Origin of the sequence: Thermosediminibacter oceani DSM 16646 (assembly GCF_000144645.1) — a bacterium.
Taxonomy (GTDB): domain Bacteria; phylum Bacillota; class Thermosediminibacteria; order Thermosediminibacterales; family Thermosediminibacteraceae; genus Thermosediminibacter; species Thermosediminibacter oceani.
Genome location: NC_014377.1, coordinates 2,195,692 through 2,213,694 on the forward strand (window position 1 = coordinate 2,195,692; position 18,003 = coordinate 2,213,694).

The following is an 18,003-nucleotide window of genomic DNA, read 5'->3' on the forward strand; positions in this document are numbered from 1 at the left end:
ATTTTCAAACAGGGAGGAGATTGGCATGAAAAAGATTCTGGCAACGGTTTTAATACTGGGCCTAATAGCAGCCCTGGTGGCGGGTTGCGGTGCGAAACAGGGGACCGCTCCCGGACAGTCCCAAAGTCAGGGGGGCGATGCAAAAACCACAATAAAAGTAGGCGCTTCACCGGTACCCCATGCTGAGATTCTAAATGTGGTAAAACCCATTCTCGAAAAAGAGGGGATCACCCTGGAGATCGTGGAGTTTACGGATTATGTGCAGCCCAACCTCAAGCTGGCGGAAAAAGAGCTGGACGGAAACTTCTTCCAGCACATTCCGTATCTTGAGGACTTTTCAAACGAGCATAACCTGGATTTAACGTATATTGCTAAAGTGCATATAGAGCCCATGGGAATATACTCGCAGAAGATTAAAAACCTCGCCGAGTTAAAAGAAGGAGCTACCATTGCCATACCCAACGACGCTACCAACGGCGGGAGAGCCCTGCTGCTCCTGCAGTCGGCCGGATTAATAAAGCTGAAGCCGGATGCCGGCATCAAAGCCACGGTAGCCGACATCGCCGAAAATCCTAAAAATATCAGGATCTCCGAACTCGAAGCCGCCACTCTTCCGAGGGTACTGCCGGATGTGGATGCGGCGGTTATAAACACCAACTACGCCCTGGAAGCGGGACTTGTACCCACTAAAGACGCGCTCTTTATCGAATCGGCGGATTCCCCCTATGTCAACATACTGGCGGTACGCAAGGGTGATGAATCGAGGCCCGAACTCAAAAAATTGGCCGAAGCCCTGAATTCACCGGAAGTCAAAAAATTTATCGAGGAGAAGTACCAGGGCGCCGTCGTGCCCGCTTTTTGAGGCGGGGTGATTTCATTGTCGGTGCTTTACAGCGCCTTCGGCGTTATCGCCGGCACCCCGCTAGATACAAAGATGGGGGTCGATTTCATAAGAAAAAGGGGGTTTGAAGCGGTGGGGAAACCTGCCGCTTCAAACCCCGAAGAACAAAGCATGCTCCAGTTTCTGAATGCTGATGCTCTTACTCGAAAAGTGATCGCCATCATAGGCGATTTCCAAAAACTTGATATAAAAAATGTAATGATTTACTGCAATTCCCTTTCGGCGGCAATAGACCTCGAACTTGTAAAGCATGAATGTTCAGCTGTCAATATTGTAACACCGCTTCAAGTATACCGCAACCTGGCGTCAAGGTACAGGAGGCTGGTGGTCTGGGCAGCCAACGGCCGGTGCCTCCAGACCATTGAAAAAATCCTTTACGAGAATAACCCGGCAATTCAGATCATCGGCGTTTCCTTGCTGCCGGTAATCGTTGCAATTGAAAACCTTGAACGCCCGGAAACTATCGTTAAAAAATTCGATCTTGCGGATCTGGTATTCAAAGGCTTCAACCCGGAGGGGCTGGTTCTGGGCTGCACCCATCTGCCCTATTTGAAAGAAAAGCTTGAAGAAATATTTAGCGCGCCCGTCATCGACCCGGCGGAGGAAATGCTAAGAGATCCGGTTTTTGCAGGTTAAATACACTTCAGCATTAATTTAACCAGGGCGGCTTCCCGGGTATCGGTTCCAGTAGATATTGCCCCAGCCTCTAGTGCTTTCCTTCCGACCTCGTACAGCGTGAGGTCCACCCCTTCGAAGGGCACCTGGGTGGTGACTGCAACGGTAATACCCGAATCGATGAGCTCCCGGATGGCAGGCAGCAGGTTGCGGGGATTGCGGAAGGTTACGCCGCCGGCTCCGAAGCTCTCGATCAGCACCGAATGGTATCCCTTTTCTTTTGCTACGAGCAGCACTTCGGGCTCTATGCCCGGGTATAGCTTGATGAGAAGCACCCTCGGGTCCGGCTCGCCGCAGAGGGCCACCGGCCCACCGGCTGCTTTTTCCCGGCTCCTTCCGGCTTTTTGCGCCAGCAAATCCCAAACCTCTGAAATGCGCCTTGCTTCGGCGGCGAGGGCCTCCTCGTCCCATTCGATGATGTCCCCCACGACCCTGCCGGCTAAAGGGGCGTTAACGCTGTGGAAAGCGTCGAAGCTCTTGGACTTCAGCTTTGCAGCCCTGTCGCCGAAGATTATCCTGCCGTCGAACACCACGAAGACTCCGGGCCTGCCGGAGGCAGCCACCCTGAAGCTGTCCATCAGGTTTTTCCCGGCGTCGCTGTTTTCCTCGCCTATGGACTTTTGGGCGCCGGTCAGCACCACCGGTTTCTTCAGGTATGTAAGCATGTATGTCAAAGCCGCCGAAGTATAGGCCATGGTATCGGTGCCGTGGGAGACCACCACGCCGTCGAATTCAAAAAGCGTTCTTTCGACTTCCCGGGCAATGGTAACCCAGTCTTCGGGCTGCATGTTGGAGCTGTCTATGTTCATTATCAGCCTGCCCTCGATGTCGGCAAGTGAAGAAAGGCCCGGCACCAGCTCCAGCATTTCCCTTTCGGTGAAGGCGGGCCTAAGACCCTCGGGGCCGGGGACCGATGCGATGGTGCCGCCCGTGGCAAGAAACGCAATCTTTTTCTTTTGTCCGTTCAAGCCCGATTACCTCCTTTTTGTAATCTATTATACCGCAATTAAGCCGCCGGATGTAACCGGCGGCTTTTTTTTTATTATTTCGCTATCTTTAAACCGCAAAGGTGACCTGACTTTATTTTGTCTCATCTACTCTTTTCTTCCCGTAGAATATATCCCTATCCAGTTCGCCCAGTGCATTTGCCGCGATCACACCACCCAAGGGATCGCCGACGACGTTGAGCATGGTGTTGGGCATGTCTATAAGCCTGTATATACCGGCTATCCAGGGTACGACGGTCATGGGCAGGCCCATTGTTTGCAGGAGAGTCGCCGCCAGCACCACAGCTCCGCCGGGCACCGAGGCGCCTCCGGACCCCAATATCATTCCCATGACAATCGTCGTTACCAGCGTAACGGGTGTGAGCTCCATTCCGTACATCTGAGAAACCCAAAGGACGTAGATCGGCAATTCGGCGGCTATGGCGTGCTGGTTAATTGCGGCCCCAATGGGCATGATGAGGTTCACCATATCTTCAGGCACACCGAGGCGCTTTTTGCTGACTTCCATGGCAACCGGAAGCGTAGCGGCGGAAGAACAGGTGGTGAATGCTACCACCATGGCCGGGTATACGTTCCTGTAGTATTGAATCGGGTTCAGTCTTAGATAGAAGATCAGTATCAACGGGTAAATCACAAACATGATCGTGGCGTAGGTAATGTACTGGGTAAGCACCATTTTGGCAAGGGACCCGAGAACAGTGGTACCCGTCGTCCCGGTAATGGCCGCCATCAGGGCGAAGACGCCGTATGGGGTGAATTCCATGATCATGCTCGTTAATTTCATACTAAGCTCGGCACCGGATTGGAAGAAATTCCTCATGAACCTGCCCGCATCAGTCTCGCCCATGAAAGCTGCGGCGATGCCGACAAGGATAGCGAGAATTACTACCTGGATCATTTCGTAGTTGGCAAAGGCCGCTACCACGTTGTCGGGAATCCATTTGACAAACGCCTGCAGGATATCAACTTGACCAAATTCAGCGGGTTTTTCCGCCAGCTTGATACCTGCGCCGGGTTTGATTATCGCAGCCCACGTCAAACCCGTAGCAGCTGACAACAACGTGGATAAGGCCCAGTACATTAGGAAAATACTCCCTATTTTCTTGAACCTGGACAGGTTAACGATACCAGAGGCCCCCGTGGTGATGGAGAAGAATATCACAGGCAAAGCCACCATTTTTAAGAGCCTGATGAAAATGGTTCCGATCGGTTCCAGGACCGCAATTTCGGGCCCCACAATAAAACCTATGAGTGCGCCGAGAATCATGGCAATGGTGATTTTGTTGGCAAGGCTTACCCTGCCGTACCAGGATCTAAAACCCATAATAAAAACCCCCCTTCATTAATATTCATATAATATAATAATTATTATATCACAATTTAAGCAAAATCCTCAATTTCCAGAGAATTATTTTTAAAACCTTTCTAAGGGGGTCTTCATTGAAAAGACTTTAAAGTTGTCGTTATTATCTACCCGCTCCCGTTTCCGGGTCTATGACGCTTATGGGGTCGATGGAGCGATTGAGAAACCTTTCCCCCACTTCTTTAAATTTTGCCGGATTGTCGCTCACAAAATAGCGGTAAGTTGCAGGACCACCTCCGGTTCTCGCCAGGGATTTCTCCCGGAGCAAGCGGGCCACTTCCCTGGCCGTCTCCATGGCGGAATCCACCAAAAAAACTTGATCGCCCATCACCTTTCTAAGGGTGGGTTTCAAAAGAGGGTAGTGGGTGCAGGCCAGAACCAGCGTATCTATGCCCTCTTTTTTTAGCGGCCCCAGATAAGTGCGGGCGGCAAAAACTGCGGCTTCGTTGTCCAGCCATCCCTCTTCCACCAGGGGTACGAACATGGGGCAGGCCCGGGAAAAAATCTTTATGCTACTGTTGAGACGGTGAATCGCTTTTATGTACGCCCCGCTGTTGATGGTCCGTTCGGTGCCTATAACTCCCACTACGCCGTTAACTGTAGCGTTTACGGCCGCCCTGGCACCGGGCTCTATTACCCCCACCACCGGCACCGGCACGGCCTGCTGGAGCTCGTCAAGACAGGTAGCGCTCACCGTGTTGCAGGCGATAACTATCATCTTCACTGCCTGCTTCATGAGAAAATTGACGCCCTCGAAGGCAAATCGGGTTATGGTCTCTTTTGACTTGGAGCCGTATGGAACCCTCGCCGTATCTCCGAAGTACACCAGGTTCTCGCCGGGCAAATGGTTCATTATTTCCCGCGCTACGGTAAGGCCCCCGATACCGGAATCAAAAATTCCTATGGGCCTTTCGTTTGTATCCATCGTTCCCACCTCTTTGCATGCCTGTAAATATATTTACAGTTTACACCAAAAATAAAATGATTACAACGGCGAAAGCTCCCATAAGGAGTCCCCGGTGGCCACGTAAAGGTTCAGCCGGGCCTGAGCAAGACAAGTTATTTTTTCCCCTTCGAAGTATGTCTTCGCTTCCCGCCCGGCGGGGTCCAGCGCAAAGAGACCGGAGTCGGTTCCTATAAATACCGCATCTTTACAGACAATGGGCGGCATTGTGGGAGCGGCTTTTATTTCTTTTTCCCACTTCAACCTCCCGTCGTTGGGGTCCAGGGCCATGATTATGCCGCTTAAGGTTACTGTTATCAAGCTGTCTTTACAAAAAGCCGGCGGCATTATTTCCTCCGCAAACTTTTTCTTCCACAGGATTTGACCGGTGAGGGCGTTTAAGGCGTAAAGGCCCGCATCCCGGGTTACCGCAAATACTCTGCCCTCGAAGACCGCCGTCGGGTCCTTGACCGGTTCGGCGGTCCTTGCTTTCCAGTAGAGCAGGCCCTTTCCGTCCAGGCAGTAAATGTGCCGGTCGTAAGAGCCGAAATAAACCAGGTCGTAGGCCGCGGCCGGGGGCGAACATACGGCGCTGCCGGTCCTGTAGCGCCAGAGCGTCTCTCCCCTTCCGTCTAAGGCGTAAATCGATCCGCCGGTTGAAGCTGCGTAGATGATACCCCGGCATACCGCCACCGGGGAGGCGAAGTGATCCCGGTCTATCTTATTTTGTATTTTGCCGGAATGGGCGTCGACCACAACCAGCTCGCCGGCGGGAATCAGAATAAAGTCGGAGGTCACCGTAGCGCATGAGAGGGGTGTGAAATCCTTATTTCTCCAGAGCACTTTTCTTTTCTGCAGGTCCAAGGCTTCAAGGTAACCTCCGGCGGCGATATAAAGCACATTCCTGCGGGCGCTGAGGCTCACCGGTTCCTGTATTTTTCGTATTCTCGAGACTTTTAGATTATTTGACAGGGGAACGGGGGCGTAACCGGTATGGCAAAAATCCTTCTGGTACGTTAGCCATTCGCCGGCACCGCCTTTTTCAATTTCGCTCAAAATCTTAAAAAACTTTTCGCCGGCGATACCGGTGGGTTTATCTTTAAAATGGTGCTGAAACATCCTAACGGCGCGCTCGGTCTCCGGCCCGAATACGCCGTCCACCCTGCCGCAGTAAAGGCCCAACCACTTTAGGCCCTGCTGCAGCCGCCTTACATCGGTGCCCCTGATGTAAGGCTTCTTTTTTTTAAGTTCCCTGCTGCCCAGATCGACCTGAGGCAGCCTCACGCTATCACCACCTTCCGGCCGGAAAACGTGCATCCAGCCTTTGACGCAAGTTTTTTCCCATACTCTTAGCTTATTCATTGATAAATTATTTGGTGAAAAATAGAAAACCAGGGTTAAAAAACCCTGGTTGTGCGCCTTTTTCGGGAGTTCCGTTATTGGGTGTTGTTTCTGGCGTAGTCTTCCATGAGCATCCTCTCGGCTCGCTCAATGGCAAGTCTTACCAGGTTGCCGCAGTTTCTGGAAGACACGCCGCCCCAGCCCTCTCTCGCGACGATATCCGCCACCCCCATTTCTTTTGCAAGTTCGTACTTGAGGGCCTCAGACATCACGCCGCGTCGACGGGCCATAAAACTCCCTCCTTAAAATTTTTTACGCACACTATTATATTGCATTTTAACACAAAAATTTATGTTGCAAAAAATCAAGCATAATATCCATTTTTTTCTAAATATATAAGATATAAGCCTCTCAATCCTGGAGAGGCTTTAAGACTTTCATCTTGCCTGTCCGACCGTGCGGTAATACTTAACTTCCATGCCTTCCCGGTCGGCCAGCACTTTTATGAAGTTGGCCTCCGGGTCCTCGGTGCCCTGCAGGTGGCAGCCTTCGGCCTTCAAAGCTTTGGCGTATTCTATTATTTCCGCGGTTATGCGCTCGCCCGGGCATACTATTGGGATACCCGGCGGGTAGGCCATCAGCATTTCGGCGCTTATCTCGCCCTCGGACTCCTCCAGAGGCACCACCCTCTTGTCGCTGTAGAAGGCGAATCTGGGCGAAACCACCAGCTCCTGGTTTTCCGGCAGGCTGGCAGCTATTTTGATGACGTTCTTGCGCCCGTATTTTTGAGCTATATCCCTGATTGCATTGACGAGGGCTGTGAGGCTCTCCTCGTTGTCGCCAATGGCGCCAACCGCCAGCACGTTGTAAAGGTCCGACAGCTCCACCTGGATGTGGTATTCGTACTTGAGGATCTTTTCGACTTCAAAGCCGGAAAGCCCCAGCTCGCGCACGTTTATGGCAAGTTTGGTGGGATCGTAGGCGAAGCACCCTTCGGTGCCTTCCACTTCCCTTCCCACTACGTATATCCCTTCGATCCTGTTCATCTCCCGCCGGGCCCCTTCGCAGAGTTTTATGGTCCTGTCCAGCATTTCCCTGCCTTGGAGGGCGATCTGCTTGCGGGCCACGTCCAGCGAAGCCATCAGCGGGTAGGAAGGGCTCGTAGTCTGGGTCAGGTTCATGGCGGCCTTCACCCTCTTGTCGTCCACCAGCTTGCTCTTGACCAGGAGTATGGAGCTTTGGGTCATGGAGCCCACCAGTTTATGGACGCTGGCGGCGCTCATGTCGGCCCCGGCTTCCATGGCCGAAAGCGGCAGATCAGGGTGGAAGGCGAAATGAGCTCCGTGGGCCTCGTCCACTAGCACGGGCTTGCCGAAGGAATGAGCGATTTCGACGATTTCCCTCAGGTTCGAGGCAACCCCGTAATAGGTGGGATTTATTACAAAAACGGCTTTTGCGTTGGGGTGCTCCACCAAAGCACGCCTCACGCTTTCTGGCGTTATGCCCATTGCTATGCCAAGGTAGTCGTCGATAACCGGCTTTATATAAACTGGCCTCGCACCGCTGAGTATCAAAGCTCCCACCACCGAGCGGTGGGCGTTGCGCGGGATTATTATCTCGTCGCCGGGCCCGGCCACCGATAGTATCATGGCCTGAATGCCCGAAGTGGTGCCGTTTACCAGGAAGTGGGCGTGGTCGGCGCCGAAAGCGTCGGCTGCCAGTTCTTCCGCCCTCTTGATGACACCTAACGGATTGCACACATTGTCTAGTTCCAGGATACCTGCGGTGACGTCAATGGCCAGGATATTGTCTCCCACAAATTCCCTGAATTCGGGTATTCCCCTGCCGCCCTTGTGTCCGGGTACATGGAAGGATATGGTCCTGTCCTGTACGTATTTTTTCAGTGCGGTAAAAAGCGGCGTTTCCTGCTGCTCTTCTCTTTTCATCGCAGTCACCCTCCCTTCATTAATCGAACATACTAATTAAAGCACAGAATCTGTTGAAATTCAATAAGAAAAGCAAAACAATATGTTAATTTTTTGTTAAGAAATAGAGAAAAAATGAACAATCCTTTTAAAGAACGATGTATAAGCACCATATTGGGTATAACGGAGGATACCGAGGTTATACGCCGGATAAAAGCCTTTAACGGGTGCAGGTACCCGGCTGCGAAGGATACCGTCCGGTATGAGAAAAAGCCCGCGGCTCTGGGCCGGGGCCTTGGTTAATGGCAGCCAAAGGCGCTTTTTAGCTATCCCTCGATCAATTTTTAAAAGCGAGATTGAAGTTTTGCTGGATCCTGCTCCAAGCGGCCTGGAACCACTCTACAACTTTGAATCTCACCACTACCCGCTCGTGTTTTGGATTTTGGATGTCATCTGCGGCCGCCTTTTCATCCAGATTTTGGTTGTTATCTCCAGGCGACTCCTCTGCAAGATTTTGAGTGTTATCTATAGCCGTCACCTCTTCCCGATTTTGGATGATAATTCTTTTCGTTTTCCCTTCCCCATTTTGGATGTTTTTTCTGGTTGGCTTGTTTTCTATAACTGGTTCTTTTTCCCGATCTTGGGTACTTTCTGTGGCCGGTTCGTCTTTTCGATTTTGGGTATTATCTATGGCCGCCATTTCTTCCGGTGTCAAAGTGCTGCTCAGTTTAATCTTTGCCTCTTCCCTGGCAACCGCGTGGGTTATATCCACGAAGCAAAGCGGCGGAAACAGCACGCACCACCAGTTCTTGCCTTCCCCTCTTCCTATTATAATACGCAGGGCCTCGTATTCGCCCGCCGGCAGAGTAATAAATCCGTAAGTCTTCACGGGAAACGGGAACCTGCCGAAAAGCACCCTTACGCTGTGGTCCCTTCCGCTCTTTTTTATCTCCTTCCTTGCGATTTCCTCTATATCCTTCAGGTGAGCTTTAATATACTCCCTGCTGAGGTCAATATCCTCGACTTTCGAGAGGTCATTCTCAAGGGCCTTTATAACCGCATCCCTGACCCTGAGCTTCAGTTCCTGGTCTTCCGGGGAATCGCTGTTGGCTACGACGTGCAGCCTGATTATCTTCGACGAGAGGTCCTCCACATCTATCCCTGAAACCGCTTTTTCCCCCTCCAATCTACCTCCGGCGATTCCCGAACCGCCTACGACCGCGGCGAACAGGGCGAGAAGAATTATAGCGGTTGATGCTATAACAGTTTTTCTGAAGAGCCCCATGGGTCCTCCCCCTTTATTGATAAGTTTTCATTCATCTAGATTATTCCCCTATTTGGAAGCACCTATTCCTCCTATCTTGACTTTTGTTTCAACATTTATTTCGGCTTCGGGGAAAATGTTCTCCCAGTCCTTTTCATACTCTTCCCATACCTCAGGCTTGTATTTGGAAAGGTACTCGCCGAATCCCAGCAAATCCACCTGGTATTCCTGCTGCAGCTTTTTTATACTTGCTAAGACCAGCTGGTTTATCCTTTCTTCCAGCATTTTTTCTATTATCTTTAACTTTTCCGGGTCGAGCTCGATCTGATCCGGCGTCTCCGCTATCTCCCCTTTTACTTCCAGTTTTACCCTGAATTTGGGGTAATCGCCCGCCTCCAGCAGTTCCTTGGCAGTCTTATTATGGATAACCGTGAAGACAACCGGGTATTTGTAGCCCTGGATGTCAATCATAATATCGGCTCCCCTGATTTCTTCCAGGACAAAGTTGGCGCCCAGAGTCTCGTTTTCTTCCAGCCATCCCACCAGCTTGTATTTTTTTATGACCGCCGCCCCGCCTATCTTAACGTCCGTCTTCCCCGGCGTCAGCCGCGGCAGGAGGGCGTTACCGTGCATGGAATGGACCTCCTTCATGAATTCGTCTACATCCACCTGTACGAACCTGCCGCATATGTCTTGGTTTTCGAAAATGTTTGAGATATAGAGCGCCGGCAGCACCTCGATCTCGTTTTTGAAGTTCATGACATCTTTGGCCTTCCCCCTGACGACGATGACCCTGCTTCGCCGGTTGATCTCGGAGTTTCTCTCCAGGAAGTTTACGATTTCCTCAATGCCGTCCCTTGCCAGTTCTTCGCCTATGAGTATTACTCTGGTGTGCTCGAAAAAAAGCCGCCGGCTGAGGCGCATTGCCACCTGGCGGGCGGCGGCGTGGATGGAATCCGCCACGGTGCTGACGGAAACTATCGGGGAACCTCCGCCGCCCCCCTGACTGCCCCCCTGGCCGCCCGCAATCTTCCTCACAATCGCAAAAGAGAAGGAGACCAGCATCTGTTCCCCGTCTTCAGCCCTGTCGACACCTATCTTGCCCACAAAAAACCGCCTGTCGATATCGATCATGTCCCAGCACCCGGTGGTATAAAAAATGGATAATACGGCGACGGTTATCAAAAAAATTTTCTTTAATTTCATTCTGATTTCCCCCACTTTGCCTTTACAGAACCTGCTATAAGCAGAATAAAGGGTATTATGAAACCGAAACCAATGGAGAGATTCCCGGCAAATTTGGCCCAGTTTTCCAGCTCCAGCACGTTCTGCGGCATCATGGATAAAAAGTAGATCCACGGAAAAAGCAGCGGAGCGAAAATTTTGAACTCTTTCGCCTTAAAGATGTTTGCAAAAGTTATCGCGGCGGAAAAGTAATAGGGGCTCAACGTGGTAAATACCATTATAACCCATACGATAATGATGGGTGCTTCTATCCTCTCCAGAATACCTCCCGGAACCGTTATGCTTCTTAAAACGGCCATGGTCGGCCACAGCAGCCTCCCGGTCTCGTGGACTCCCAGCACGGATACTACAATCACAACTAAATAGAGGTAGAAAGCCGTAACGGTAGCGATGGATACCGCTGCAATTTTGTAAACGTGCCTGGTGGTCTTCAGCCCCTGGCCGGCGACCATTAACACCTCGAAACCGGCCATGCTGATGGCTGCACTTACGGTCCCGAAAAGTATTTTATCAGGAGGGGTCCTGAAAAAGGGAAGGAGTTCCGAAAAGTCAACCTTGCTAAAAGTAAAGAGAAAAGCGGCTGCCGCCGTTATTAACCAGATGGGAGTATTTATAACCATGAACCTTACCATGGGTTCCAGGCCGTGACGGATCAGATAAAACGAAAGCAAAAGCAGGGTTATTATGACGAACTCCCGCGGCGTCGACTCCAACACGAAGTTTTTTAATACTTCGGCGAAGACCCGGAGCACTACGGCGCAGACGATGACGAAATAAAAGGAGTATAAGGCTCCCACTAGAAAACCTACAGGCCTCCCCAGGACGAAAGAGGTATATTCGATGAAGGTCTTGCCGTTGAATCGGGTTATAACCGCAGCTATTATCAACGCTGCTATGAGGGCAATCACGCCGCCCAGTATAACCAAAATCCAGCAGTCGGGACCCGCGGCCTCTGCCAAATCCCCCGGCAGAGTCGTAAGGCTGATTCCCAAGATCGTGTTTATGATAAGGGCTATGGCCTGTCCTGTTGATATCCTATCGTCGTCCATCAGCATCTTCATCACCGCCTCTGCCTTCCTGGTCCTGCCTCAGATCCCGCATCATCTGCCGGTCAAGAGGTTTGGTGTAATCGGGCCTCTCTTTGAGCGAGGGAAACGGAGGCCTCACGAAGATATCCCTGGCCTTTTTCATTTTAAAGGAGACCAGGGGCGAGAGATAATTTGAGCCGAAGCTCTTGAGCGTTACCAGGTGGATGACCAAGCCCAGATATCCAAGAATTATGCCGTACAGGCCAGCTACCGAAGCCAAAAAAAGAAATACGAACGCCAGCAAACGGAATCCCACCGCTAAACTGAAATTGGGTATCGCAAAGGATGATATGGCGTTTATGGCTAGCAATATTACCATTATGGGGCTCACTATGCCCGCCCTGACGGCAGCTTCTCCTACTACGAGACCTCCCACGATACCTATCGTCTGGCCGATGGGGCCGGGCAGCCTGATGCCCGCCTCTCTCAGTATTTCCAGGGCAAGCATCATGATGAGGGCTTCCACGGTAGCGGAAAAGGGCACGCCCTCCCTGGTGGCGCCTATGGACAGGGCCAGGTCGGTGGGCAGCATACCCGGGTGAAAGGCGGTCATAGCCACGTAAAGGGCCGGCGCGGTAACGGAAAGAAAAGCAGCGCTCATGCGAAGTATCCTGATAAGGGAAGCTATATACCACCTTTCGTAGTAATCTTCCGGCGACTGGAAGAGGCTGAAAAAGGTGGCGGGGGCTATCAGTACGAAGGGGGTGTTGTCGCATATTATGACCACGTTGCCCTCAATCAGGGACGCCGCCGCCACGTCAGGCCTTTCCGTCCTCCTGAACTGGGGAAAAAACGAAAGCCAGTTGTCCTCTATCATCTGCTCGATGTAACCGCTCTCCATCACCTTGGAAATGTCTATCGAGTTGAGCCTCTTCAGGACTTCCTCGACGATGGAGGGGTTTGCAATTCCTTTGATGTAAAGAACGCCGACGTCGGTCCTGGTGTGCCTTCCCAGCTTTACGGTCTGGACCTTGAGATTCGGATCCTTTATCCTACGGCGCACCAGAGCCACGTTTACGCGGTAGGTCTCGGTGAAGCCTTCCCGCGGGCCCCTTATGACGGCTTCCGTGGCGGGCTCCTGTACAGACCTTTTTTCCCAGCCCCTGGTGTTCAGAATAAGACCCCGGTCTAATTTATCTATAAAAAGGGCGGTGTCGCCCGACAGTACCGCCAGTACCGCTTCCCCGAAATTGTCCGTTTCCTTAACTTCGGCCACCGTTAGCAGGCCGTCCTTGACGAGCTGAAAAAACTTGTCTCCAACGCTGTACTCTAAAGGGGCCTGCCTGGCAAAAAGCATGAGCGACTTCATGATTTCCTCGTGCACGACCCTTTTGTCGGCGAGCCCGTCGATGTTGAATAGGACCATCCTGTGCTTGAGCCCGCCGGGGTTCCCCACGACGAATTCCCTGGATATAAGGTCGTCGCAGTCGGCGAGGTACTCGTTAAAAATCTTTATATTTTCGTCTATGTCTTTATAAAGCTTCCTGCTTTTGTCGGGAGTCGTGTCCCTTTCGAAGAATATCTCGGTTTTTCGCCTTCTAAAAAGCGTATCGAATATTTTTCCCATGCCGCGGTATCCTCCCGTACATAGAACACCCCTATCCTAAAAATATAAACAGTGCCAGGCTGCCTATTATGTAAAAGATTCCTGCCGCTTTAAGCATAATGGCCTCGGTCCTCAACTTCTTTTCTTCCATGCTGGGGGAATCTATAAAAATCAAAAAGAGGCCGCTCACGATGAAGACTATAGCGGTGGTGGGCGTGAAGGCATCTTTGACGTGTTCGAGAACGGCATTTAATATCTGCAATTCCGATACCCCTTTTCTTCAATTTTCCCGCTCTTGCTTTTTATTTTCCGCAAAATGCAAGTTTTTATTCTCCAAAGCCCCGTCGGCCGTTAAAAAAGGCACCGATTATCCGCTCCCGGAAGTCCCACCGGAGATCATGCTGCATCAAAAATGCGGCGGATTCGGCTTCAGTTAACGGGCGATCGGACTCACAAAGGTCCTGTTGGGCCTTCCTGGGTGATTTGTCGCATAAAAATTTAGTTCATTTATCCACTTTATCCACAAAGTTATCCACAGGTGTTGATAAGTGGATTGCCCTGTCTTCGGCGAAATACATAAATTCGAGGCATTTATCCCCATTGGGGATAACTTATCCACATTAACCACAGTCTTTTGTGAATTGTGACTCGAGCCTTAATACCGGGGTTTTGGGACAAAAAAATACCGCCCTCAATTGCGGCGGTCAAAACTTAATGCATTCTTTCCTCATACTACCACCCGCGCTCGGCATAGCGATCCGTGAGCCTTTCTATCTCCAGGCCGGGCATGGCTTCCCCCAGGTCCTCGGAAACTTCGGCCAGCACTTCGGGGTCGTCGTAGTGGGCCACCGCCTTTACTATGGCCTTAGCCCTTTTGGCCGGATTTTCGGACTTGAAAATCCCCGACCCCACGAAAACTCCGTCGCACCCGAGCTGCATCAGCAGGGCCGCATCGGCGGGCGTGGCCACTCCTCCCGCGGCAAAATTTACAACGGGCAGCCGGCCGTGCTCGGCCACGTAGAGCACCAGTTCGTAAGGTGCTCCCATCTCCTTGGCGGCAGTAATCAGTTCTTCCCGCGGCATGTTCTGGAGCTTCCTTATCTCACCCATGATCGTCCGTATGTGGCGCACCGCCTCCACCACGTTGCCGGTGCCCGCCTCGCCCTTGGTCCTAATCATGGATGCTCCTTCCGCTATACGGCGCAGGGCTTCTCCCAGACTTCTGGCACCGCAGACGAAAGGCACTTTGAATTTTTTCTTGTCTATATGGCAGAACTCGTCGGCGGGCGTCAACACCTCACTCTCATCGATGAAGTCCACTCCCAGCGCCTCCAGGATCTGGGCCTCCACAAAATGCCCGATCCGGCACTTGGCCATGACCGGAATGCTCACCGCCTGCTTTATGGCTTTTATCACCTTGGGGTCGGACATGCGCGCCACACCGCCCTGTTTCCGTATATCCGCCGGCACCCTCTCCAGAGCCATGACTGCTACGGCTCCGGCTTCTTCAGCAATTCTGGCCTGCTCGGGCGTGGTGACGTCCATTATAACCCCGCCCTTTAGCATTTCCGCAAGGTTTTTGTTGTTTTTTTCCCGTGACATAATCTTGCCTCCTTTTAAATTATCAGTTTCAGGATCGGTACATTTGTGGTATAATTGTATCGTAACAATATTTTGAAACGGGTAAAATTGTATGTACTTATTATGCCATTACCGGCAATTGTATGTCAATACAATTTTTGTTATACTCGGGAGGTTGTTTAATGGATAAATATGTATCGATACAATTAGACCGCAGCTCCTCTAAGCCCCTATACGCGCAGGTCTACGAAGACATGGTCCATCTGATTAAGGAGGGAAAGCTGGCACCCGGCGAAAAGCTTCCCCCCATCCGCAAACTGGCATCGATGCTCGGTGTGAATACCGTGACTATAATAAACGCCTACAGATTGCTGGAAAGGGAAGGCTACGCCGTTTCGCGCGTAGGGAGCGGCACTTATGTGAGGCCTGCCGGCAGCGCCGTCGATGAAGAAGGCATAAAGGTGGAGGGCGACGGCACCGGCAAAACCCCCGACCCGGGGGAAGACTCCGCCTTTGCGGCGGGCACCGCGCAGCCCGGAGGCGGCAGGTCTCAAAAGATCGACTTTGATTTTGCCGGCGCTTCGGTTTCTCCGGAATACTTTCCGGTGAAAATCTTTAAAGAAGCCCTGAACCGGGTGCTGGACCGGGAAGGAGGGTATGCTTTCGTCTACAGCGAAAGCCCGGGATACCTCCCCTTTAGGCAGTCCCTGGGGGAATACCTCGCCCGGGAGTACGGTATAGAAGCTCCGGTGGACTCCATCCACGTGGTTTCGGGAGCCCAGCAGGGCATCGACATTATATCGAAGGCCTTTCTTGACTTCGGCGACGTGGTGTACGTGGAAAGCCCCACCTACCCGGGGGCTATCGACGCTTTTAAGTCCAGAGGGGCCAGAATAGTGGAGGTTCCCATGGCACAAGACGGTATCGACCTGGAGGACTTACACGCAAAACTCCGCTCGAAACCGCCGAAACTGTTTTATACTATGCCCAACTTTCAAAACCCCACCGGACGTTCCTATTCAGAACAAAAAAAGAAAGAGCTCCTGGCTCTTTCTCACAAATACGATTTCCTCATAGTAGAAGATGACCACATGAACGACCTTTATTACGTGGAAAAACCCGTACCTTTAAAGACCCTGGACGGGGACGGCCGTGTTTTTTATATCAAGAGTTTTTCGAAACACTTTATGCCCGGTCTCAGGCTGGGGTTTATCGTGGCGCCCGCCCGTTTCTCGAAAAAGATAGCTGAAGTCAAGTACTTTTCGGACATCACTTCTTCAGGCCTGACCCAGAGGGCACTGGACGTTATGCTTCGGGACGGCACTTTTTGCGAACACATGAAAAAGCTAAGAGGCCTTTTCCGGGAAAAGTGGGACCTCATGAGGCAAGCCCTGAAAAAACACATGCACCCCGGGATATCCTGGACCGAGCCGCAGGGAGGGCTGTTTTTCTGGGCTACACTTCCCGACGGATACTATTCGATGAACCTCTACAGTAAGGCTCTCAGAAGAGGGCTCATCATAACGGCCGGGGACTTTTTTTACCCCGACCGTCTGCCATCGCCCTGCTTCAGACTCAGCATAGCTCAAGTGCCGGCGGACAAATTAGAAGAAGGCATAAAACTGCTTTCCGGGATCGTCAGCGAGATGCTAGAAGAATTCGGCGTGTACTCCGTCAGGAATAACAGATACCAGCCGCTGCTTTAAAATATACCTAGATACTGATCCAATTCCCACTGGTGAACCTGGGTCCTGTAGGTATCCCATTCGATAAGTTTGGCCTTAACGAAATGCTCGTATACGTGGGGGCCGAGGGCTGCCTTGATCACTTCATCCTTTGACAGATACTCCAGCGCTTCCTTCAGGCTGCCGGGCAGGTCTTCTATCCCCGCCGCCATCCTTTCAGCCGGCGTCATCTCGTAAATATTGTCGAAGGTCTGGGGACCTGGGTCAATCCTGTTCTTAATGCCATCAAGGCCCGCCGCCAGAATTACGGCCAGCGCCAGATACGGGTTGGCCGCCGGGTCCGGACTCCTGAGCTCTATTCGGGTGGCGATTCCCCGGGCTGCCGGTATCCTGACGAGAGCACTCCGGTTTTTGCTGGACCAGGAGATGTACACGGGTGCCTCGTATCCGGGGACCAGCCGCTTGTAGGAATTCACCGTCGGATTGGTAACCGCAGTGAAACCCTTTACGTGGTGCAGTATGCCTCCGATGAAGTACATGGCCACTTCCGAAAGGCCGGTTTCTTTGTTGCTCTCATCGTAGAAAGCGTTTACTCCGTCTTTAAACAGCGACATGTTCAGGTGCATGCCCGAACCGTTTTCGCCGAATATGGGCTTCGGCATGAAGGTGGCGTAAAGCCCGTGTTCCATGGCAATGGCCTTGGTGACGAACTTGAAGGTGACTATGTTATCGGCGGTCCTCAGTGCCGGTGCGTATTTAAAGTCGATCTCGTGCTGCCCCGGCGCCACTTCGTGATGGGATGCCTCCACCTCAAATCCCATTTCCTCCAGGGCCAGCGTTATGTCCCTTCGGGCATTTTCGCCCAGGTCCACCGGCGAAAGGTCGAAGTAACTGCCTTTATCGTTGGTCTTTATCGTGGGTTTGCCGTCTTCATCCATCTCGAAGAGGAAGAACTCCGGCTCAGGGCCCACTAAAAATTCGTAACCCATTTCCCTGGCTTCCTCGCACACTTTCTTTAATATCCCCCTGGGGCAGCCGATGAAGGGTTCGCCGTCGTGAGTATAGATGTCGCACATGAGCCTGGCTTCAGCGCCTTTCCTGGGCTTCCAGGGCAGTATGGTGAAGGTGTCGTAATCGGGCATCAGGTACATGTCTGACTCCTGAATCCTGGTAAATCCTTCTATGGAAGAACCATCGAACATGATCTTTCCGTCAAGAGCTTCCTCCAGCCGCTCTACGGTAATAGTCACGTTCTTAATTATACCAAGGATGTCGGTAAACTGAAGGCGCACAAACTTGACATCCAGCTCCTGGGCTTTTCTCAGGATATCGCTCTTGGTGTATTTCGGCATTAAAGCTCCTCCTCCGCGTTCTTTATTTTACTGAAATAGTACCACAGCCGGAATGTCCATGTCAAATGTTTGTAAGGTTTTTCGTAT

Annotated in this window: 17 protein-coding genes; 4 read left to right on the forward strand and 13 right to left on the reverse strand. The window is 51.8% G+C overall.

Annotated elements, in window-relative coordinates; all coding sequences use genetic code 11:
• Positions 1 to 25: 25 nt before the first annotated feature.
• The gene (locus tag TOCE_RS11065; protein WP_013276912.1) at positions 26 to 862 is read left to right on the forward strand and encodes a MetQ/NlpA family ABC transporter substrate-binding protein; all 837 of its coding nucleotides are present in this window, start codon (positions 26 to 28) and stop codon (positions 860 to 862) included.
• A 72-nt stretch (positions 863 to 934) separates the two neighbouring features.
• Entirely contained in the window at positions 935 to 1,537 is a 603-nt protein-coding gene (locus TOCE_RS11070; protein WP_083768532.1) for an Asp/Glu racemase, read from the forward strand.
• Here the strand turns inward: TOCE_RS11070 and TOCE_RS11075 are convergent.
• From TOCE_RS11075 to TOCE_RS11100, 6 genes are all read right to left on the reverse strand, one after another.
• Complete coding sequence (locus TOCE_RS11075; RefSeq protein ID WP_013276914.1) at positions 1,534 to 2,544, reverse strand: asparaginase; 1,011 nt, start codon at positions 2,542 to 2,544, stop codon at positions 1,534 to 1,536. The two genes, TOCE_RS11070 and TOCE_RS11075, sit on opposite strands and share 4 nt — an antisense overlap.
• Before the next feature lie 112 nt (positions 2,545 to 2,656).
• The gene (locus TOCE_RS11080; protein ID WP_013276915.1) at positions 2,657 to 3,907 is read right to left on the reverse strand and encodes a dicarboxylate/amino acid:cation symporter; all 1,251 of its coding nucleotides are present in this window, start codon (positions 3,905 to 3,907) and stop codon (positions 2,657 to 2,659) included.
• Positions 3,908 to 4,049: 142 nt separating this feature from the next.
• Positions 4,050 to 4,871, reverse strand: a complete 822-nt coding sequence (murI, locus tag TOCE_RS11085) for a glutamate racemase (RefSeq protein WP_013276916.1) — start codon at positions 4,869 to 4,871, stop codon at positions 4,050 to 4,052.
• Positions 4,872 to 4,931: 60 nt separating this feature from the next.
• The gene (locus tag TOCE_RS11090; protein WP_013276917.1) at positions 4,932 to 6,173 is read right to left on the reverse strand and encodes an outer membrane protein assembly factor BamB family protein; all 1,242 of its coding nucleotides are present in this window, start codon (positions 6,171 to 6,173) and stop codon (positions 4,932 to 4,934) included.
• 152 nt (positions 6,174 to 6,325) lie between these two features.
• Entirely contained in the window at positions 6,326 to 6,520 is a 195-nt protein-coding gene (locus TOCE_RS11095; RefSeq protein WP_013276918.1) for a small, acid-soluble spore protein, alpha/beta type, read from the reverse strand.
• Between the two features lie 147 nt (positions 6,521 to 6,667).
• Positions 6,668 to 8,176 carry an aminotransferase class I/II-fold pyridoxal phosphate-dependent enzyme gene (locus TOCE_RS11100; protein WP_013276919.1) on the reverse strand — a complete coding sequence of 503 codons (1,509 nt, stop codon included), beginning with the start codon at positions 8,174 to 8,176 and terminating at the stop codon, positions 6,668 to 6,670.
• Between the two features lie 114 nt (positions 8,177 to 8,290).
• Here TOCE_RS11100 and TOCE_RS12340 point away from each other — a divergent pair, with 114 nt between their 5' ends.
• A complete protein-coding gene (locus tag TOCE_RS12340) occupies positions 8,291 to 8,458 on the forward strand; it encodes a hypothetical protein (RefSeq protein WP_013276920.1) in 168 nt (55 codons plus the stop codon).
• A 34-nt stretch (positions 8,459 to 8,492) separates the two neighbouring features.
• Here TOCE_RS12340 and spoIIR read toward each other — a convergent pair whose 3' ends face one another.
• The 6 genes from spoIIR to pdxS form a co-directional block, all read right to left on the reverse strand.
• The gene (gene spoIIR, locus TOCE_RS11775) at positions 8,493 to 9,440 is read right to left on the reverse strand and encodes a stage II sporulation protein R (RefSeq protein WP_013276921.1); all 948 of its coding nucleotides are present in this window, start codon (positions 9,438 to 9,440) and stop codon (positions 8,493 to 8,495) included.
• Between the two features lie 48 nt (positions 9,441 to 9,488).
• A complete protein-coding gene (locus TOCE_RS11110; RefSeq protein ID WP_013276922.1) occupies positions 9,489 to 10,625 on the reverse strand; it encodes a Ger(x)C family spore germination protein in 1,137 nt (378 codons plus the stop codon).
• A complete protein-coding gene (locus TOCE_RS11115; protein WP_083768513.1) occupies positions 10,622 to 11,725 on the reverse strand; it encodes a GerAB/ArcD/ProY family transporter in 1,104 nt (367 codons plus the stop codon). The genes TOCE_RS11110 and TOCE_RS11115 overlap by 4 nt, the downstream gene beginning before the upstream one ends.
• Positions 11,700 to 13,319 carry a spore germination protein gene (locus tag TOCE_RS11120; protein WP_013276924.1) on the reverse strand — a complete coding sequence of 540 codons (1,620 nt, stop codon included), beginning with the start codon at positions 13,317 to 13,319 and terminating at the stop codon, positions 11,700 to 11,702. The genes TOCE_RS11115 and TOCE_RS11120 overlap by 26 nt, the downstream gene beginning before the upstream one ends.
• 31 nt (positions 13,320 to 13,350) lie before the next feature.
• Positions 13,351 to 13,560: a CLC_0170 family protein gene (locus TOCE_RS11125; protein WP_013276925.1), complete on the reverse strand. Its 210-nt coding sequence runs from the start codon at positions 13,558 to 13,560 to the stop codon at positions 13,351 to 13,353.
• Positions 13,561 to 14,030: 470 nt separating this feature from the next.
• Positions 14,031 to 14,900, reverse strand: coding sequence for a pyridoxal 5'-phosphate synthase lyase subunit PdxS (pdxS, locus tag TOCE_RS11130; protein ID WP_013276926.1), 870 nt, complete (start codon positions 14,898 to 14,900; stop codon positions 14,031 to 14,033).
• A gap of 161 nt (positions 14,901 to 15,061) precedes the next feature.
• Between pdxS and pdxR the strand changes: the two genes are divergently transcribed.
• Entirely contained in the window at positions 15,062 to 16,585 is a 1,524-nt protein-coding gene (gene pdxR / locus TOCE_RS11135; RefSeq protein ID WP_013276927.1) for a MocR-like pyridoxine biosynthesis transcription factor PdxR, read from the forward strand.
• On the opposite strand, the gene glnA is transcribed toward pdxR, so the two are convergent.
• The gene (gene glnA, locus TOCE_RS11140; RefSeq protein ID WP_013276928.1) at positions 16,582 to 17,916 is read right to left on the reverse strand and encodes a type I glutamate--ammonia ligase; all 1,335 of its coding nucleotides are present in this window, start codon (positions 17,914 to 17,916) and stop codon (positions 16,582 to 16,584) included. The genes pdxR and glnA overlap by 4 nt on opposite strands.
• Positions 17,917 to 18,003 lie beyond the last annotated feature (87 nt).

Coding starts and splice junctions, on each gene's coding strand:
- TOCE_RS11065 (WP_013276912.1), top strand. CDS start 26: ATGAAAAAGATTCTGGCAACGGTTTTAATACTGGGCCTAATAGCAGCC.
- TOCE_RS11070 (WP_083768532.1), top strand. CDS start 935: ATGGGGGTCGATTTCATAAGAAAAAGGGGGTTTGAAGCGGTGGGGAAA.
- TOCE_RS11080 (WP_013276915.1), bottom strand. CDS start 3,907: ATGGGTTTTAGATCCTGGTACGGCAGGGTAAGCCTTGCCAACAAAATC.
- murI (WP_013276916.1), bottom strand. CDS start 4,871: ATGGATACAAACGAAAGGCCCATAGGAATTTTTGATTCCGGTATCGGG.
- TOCE_RS11095 (WP_013276918.1), bottom strand. CDS start 6,520: ATGGCCCGTCGACGCGGCGTGATGTCTGAGGCCCTCAAGTACGAACTT.
- TOCE_RS11100 (WP_013276919.1), bottom strand. CDS start 8,176: ATGAAAAGAGAAGAGCAGCAGGAAACGCCGCTTTTTACCGCACTGAAA.
- TOCE_RS12340 (WP_013276920.1), top strand. CDS start 8,291: ATGAACAATCCTTTTAAAGAACGATGTATAAGCACCATATTGGGTATA.
- spoIIR (WP_013276921.1), bottom strand. CDS start 9,440: ATGGGGCTCTTCAGAAAAACTGTTATAGCATCAACCGCTATAATTCTT.
- TOCE_RS11110 (WP_013276922.1), bottom strand. CDS start 10,625: ATGAAATTAAAGAAAATTTTTTTGATAACCGTCGCCGTATTATCCATT.
- TOCE_RS11115 (WP_083768513.1), bottom strand. CDS start 11,725: ATGAAGATGCTGATGGACGACGATAGGATATCAACAGGACAGGCCATA.
- TOCE_RS11120 (WP_013276924.1), bottom strand. CDS start 13,319: ATGGGAAAAATATTCGATACGCTTTTTAGAAGGCGAAAAACCGAGATA.
- pdxS (WP_013276926.1), bottom strand. CDS start 14,900: ATGTCACGGGAAAAAAACAACAAAAACCTTGCGGAAATGCTAAAGGGC.
- pdxR (WP_013276927.1), top strand. CDS start 15,062: ATGGATAAATATGTATCGATACAATTAGACCGCAGCTCCTCTAAGCCC.
- glnA (WP_013276928.1), bottom strand. CDS start 17,916: ATGCCGAAATACACCAAGAGCGATATCCTGAGAAAAGCCCAGGAGCTG.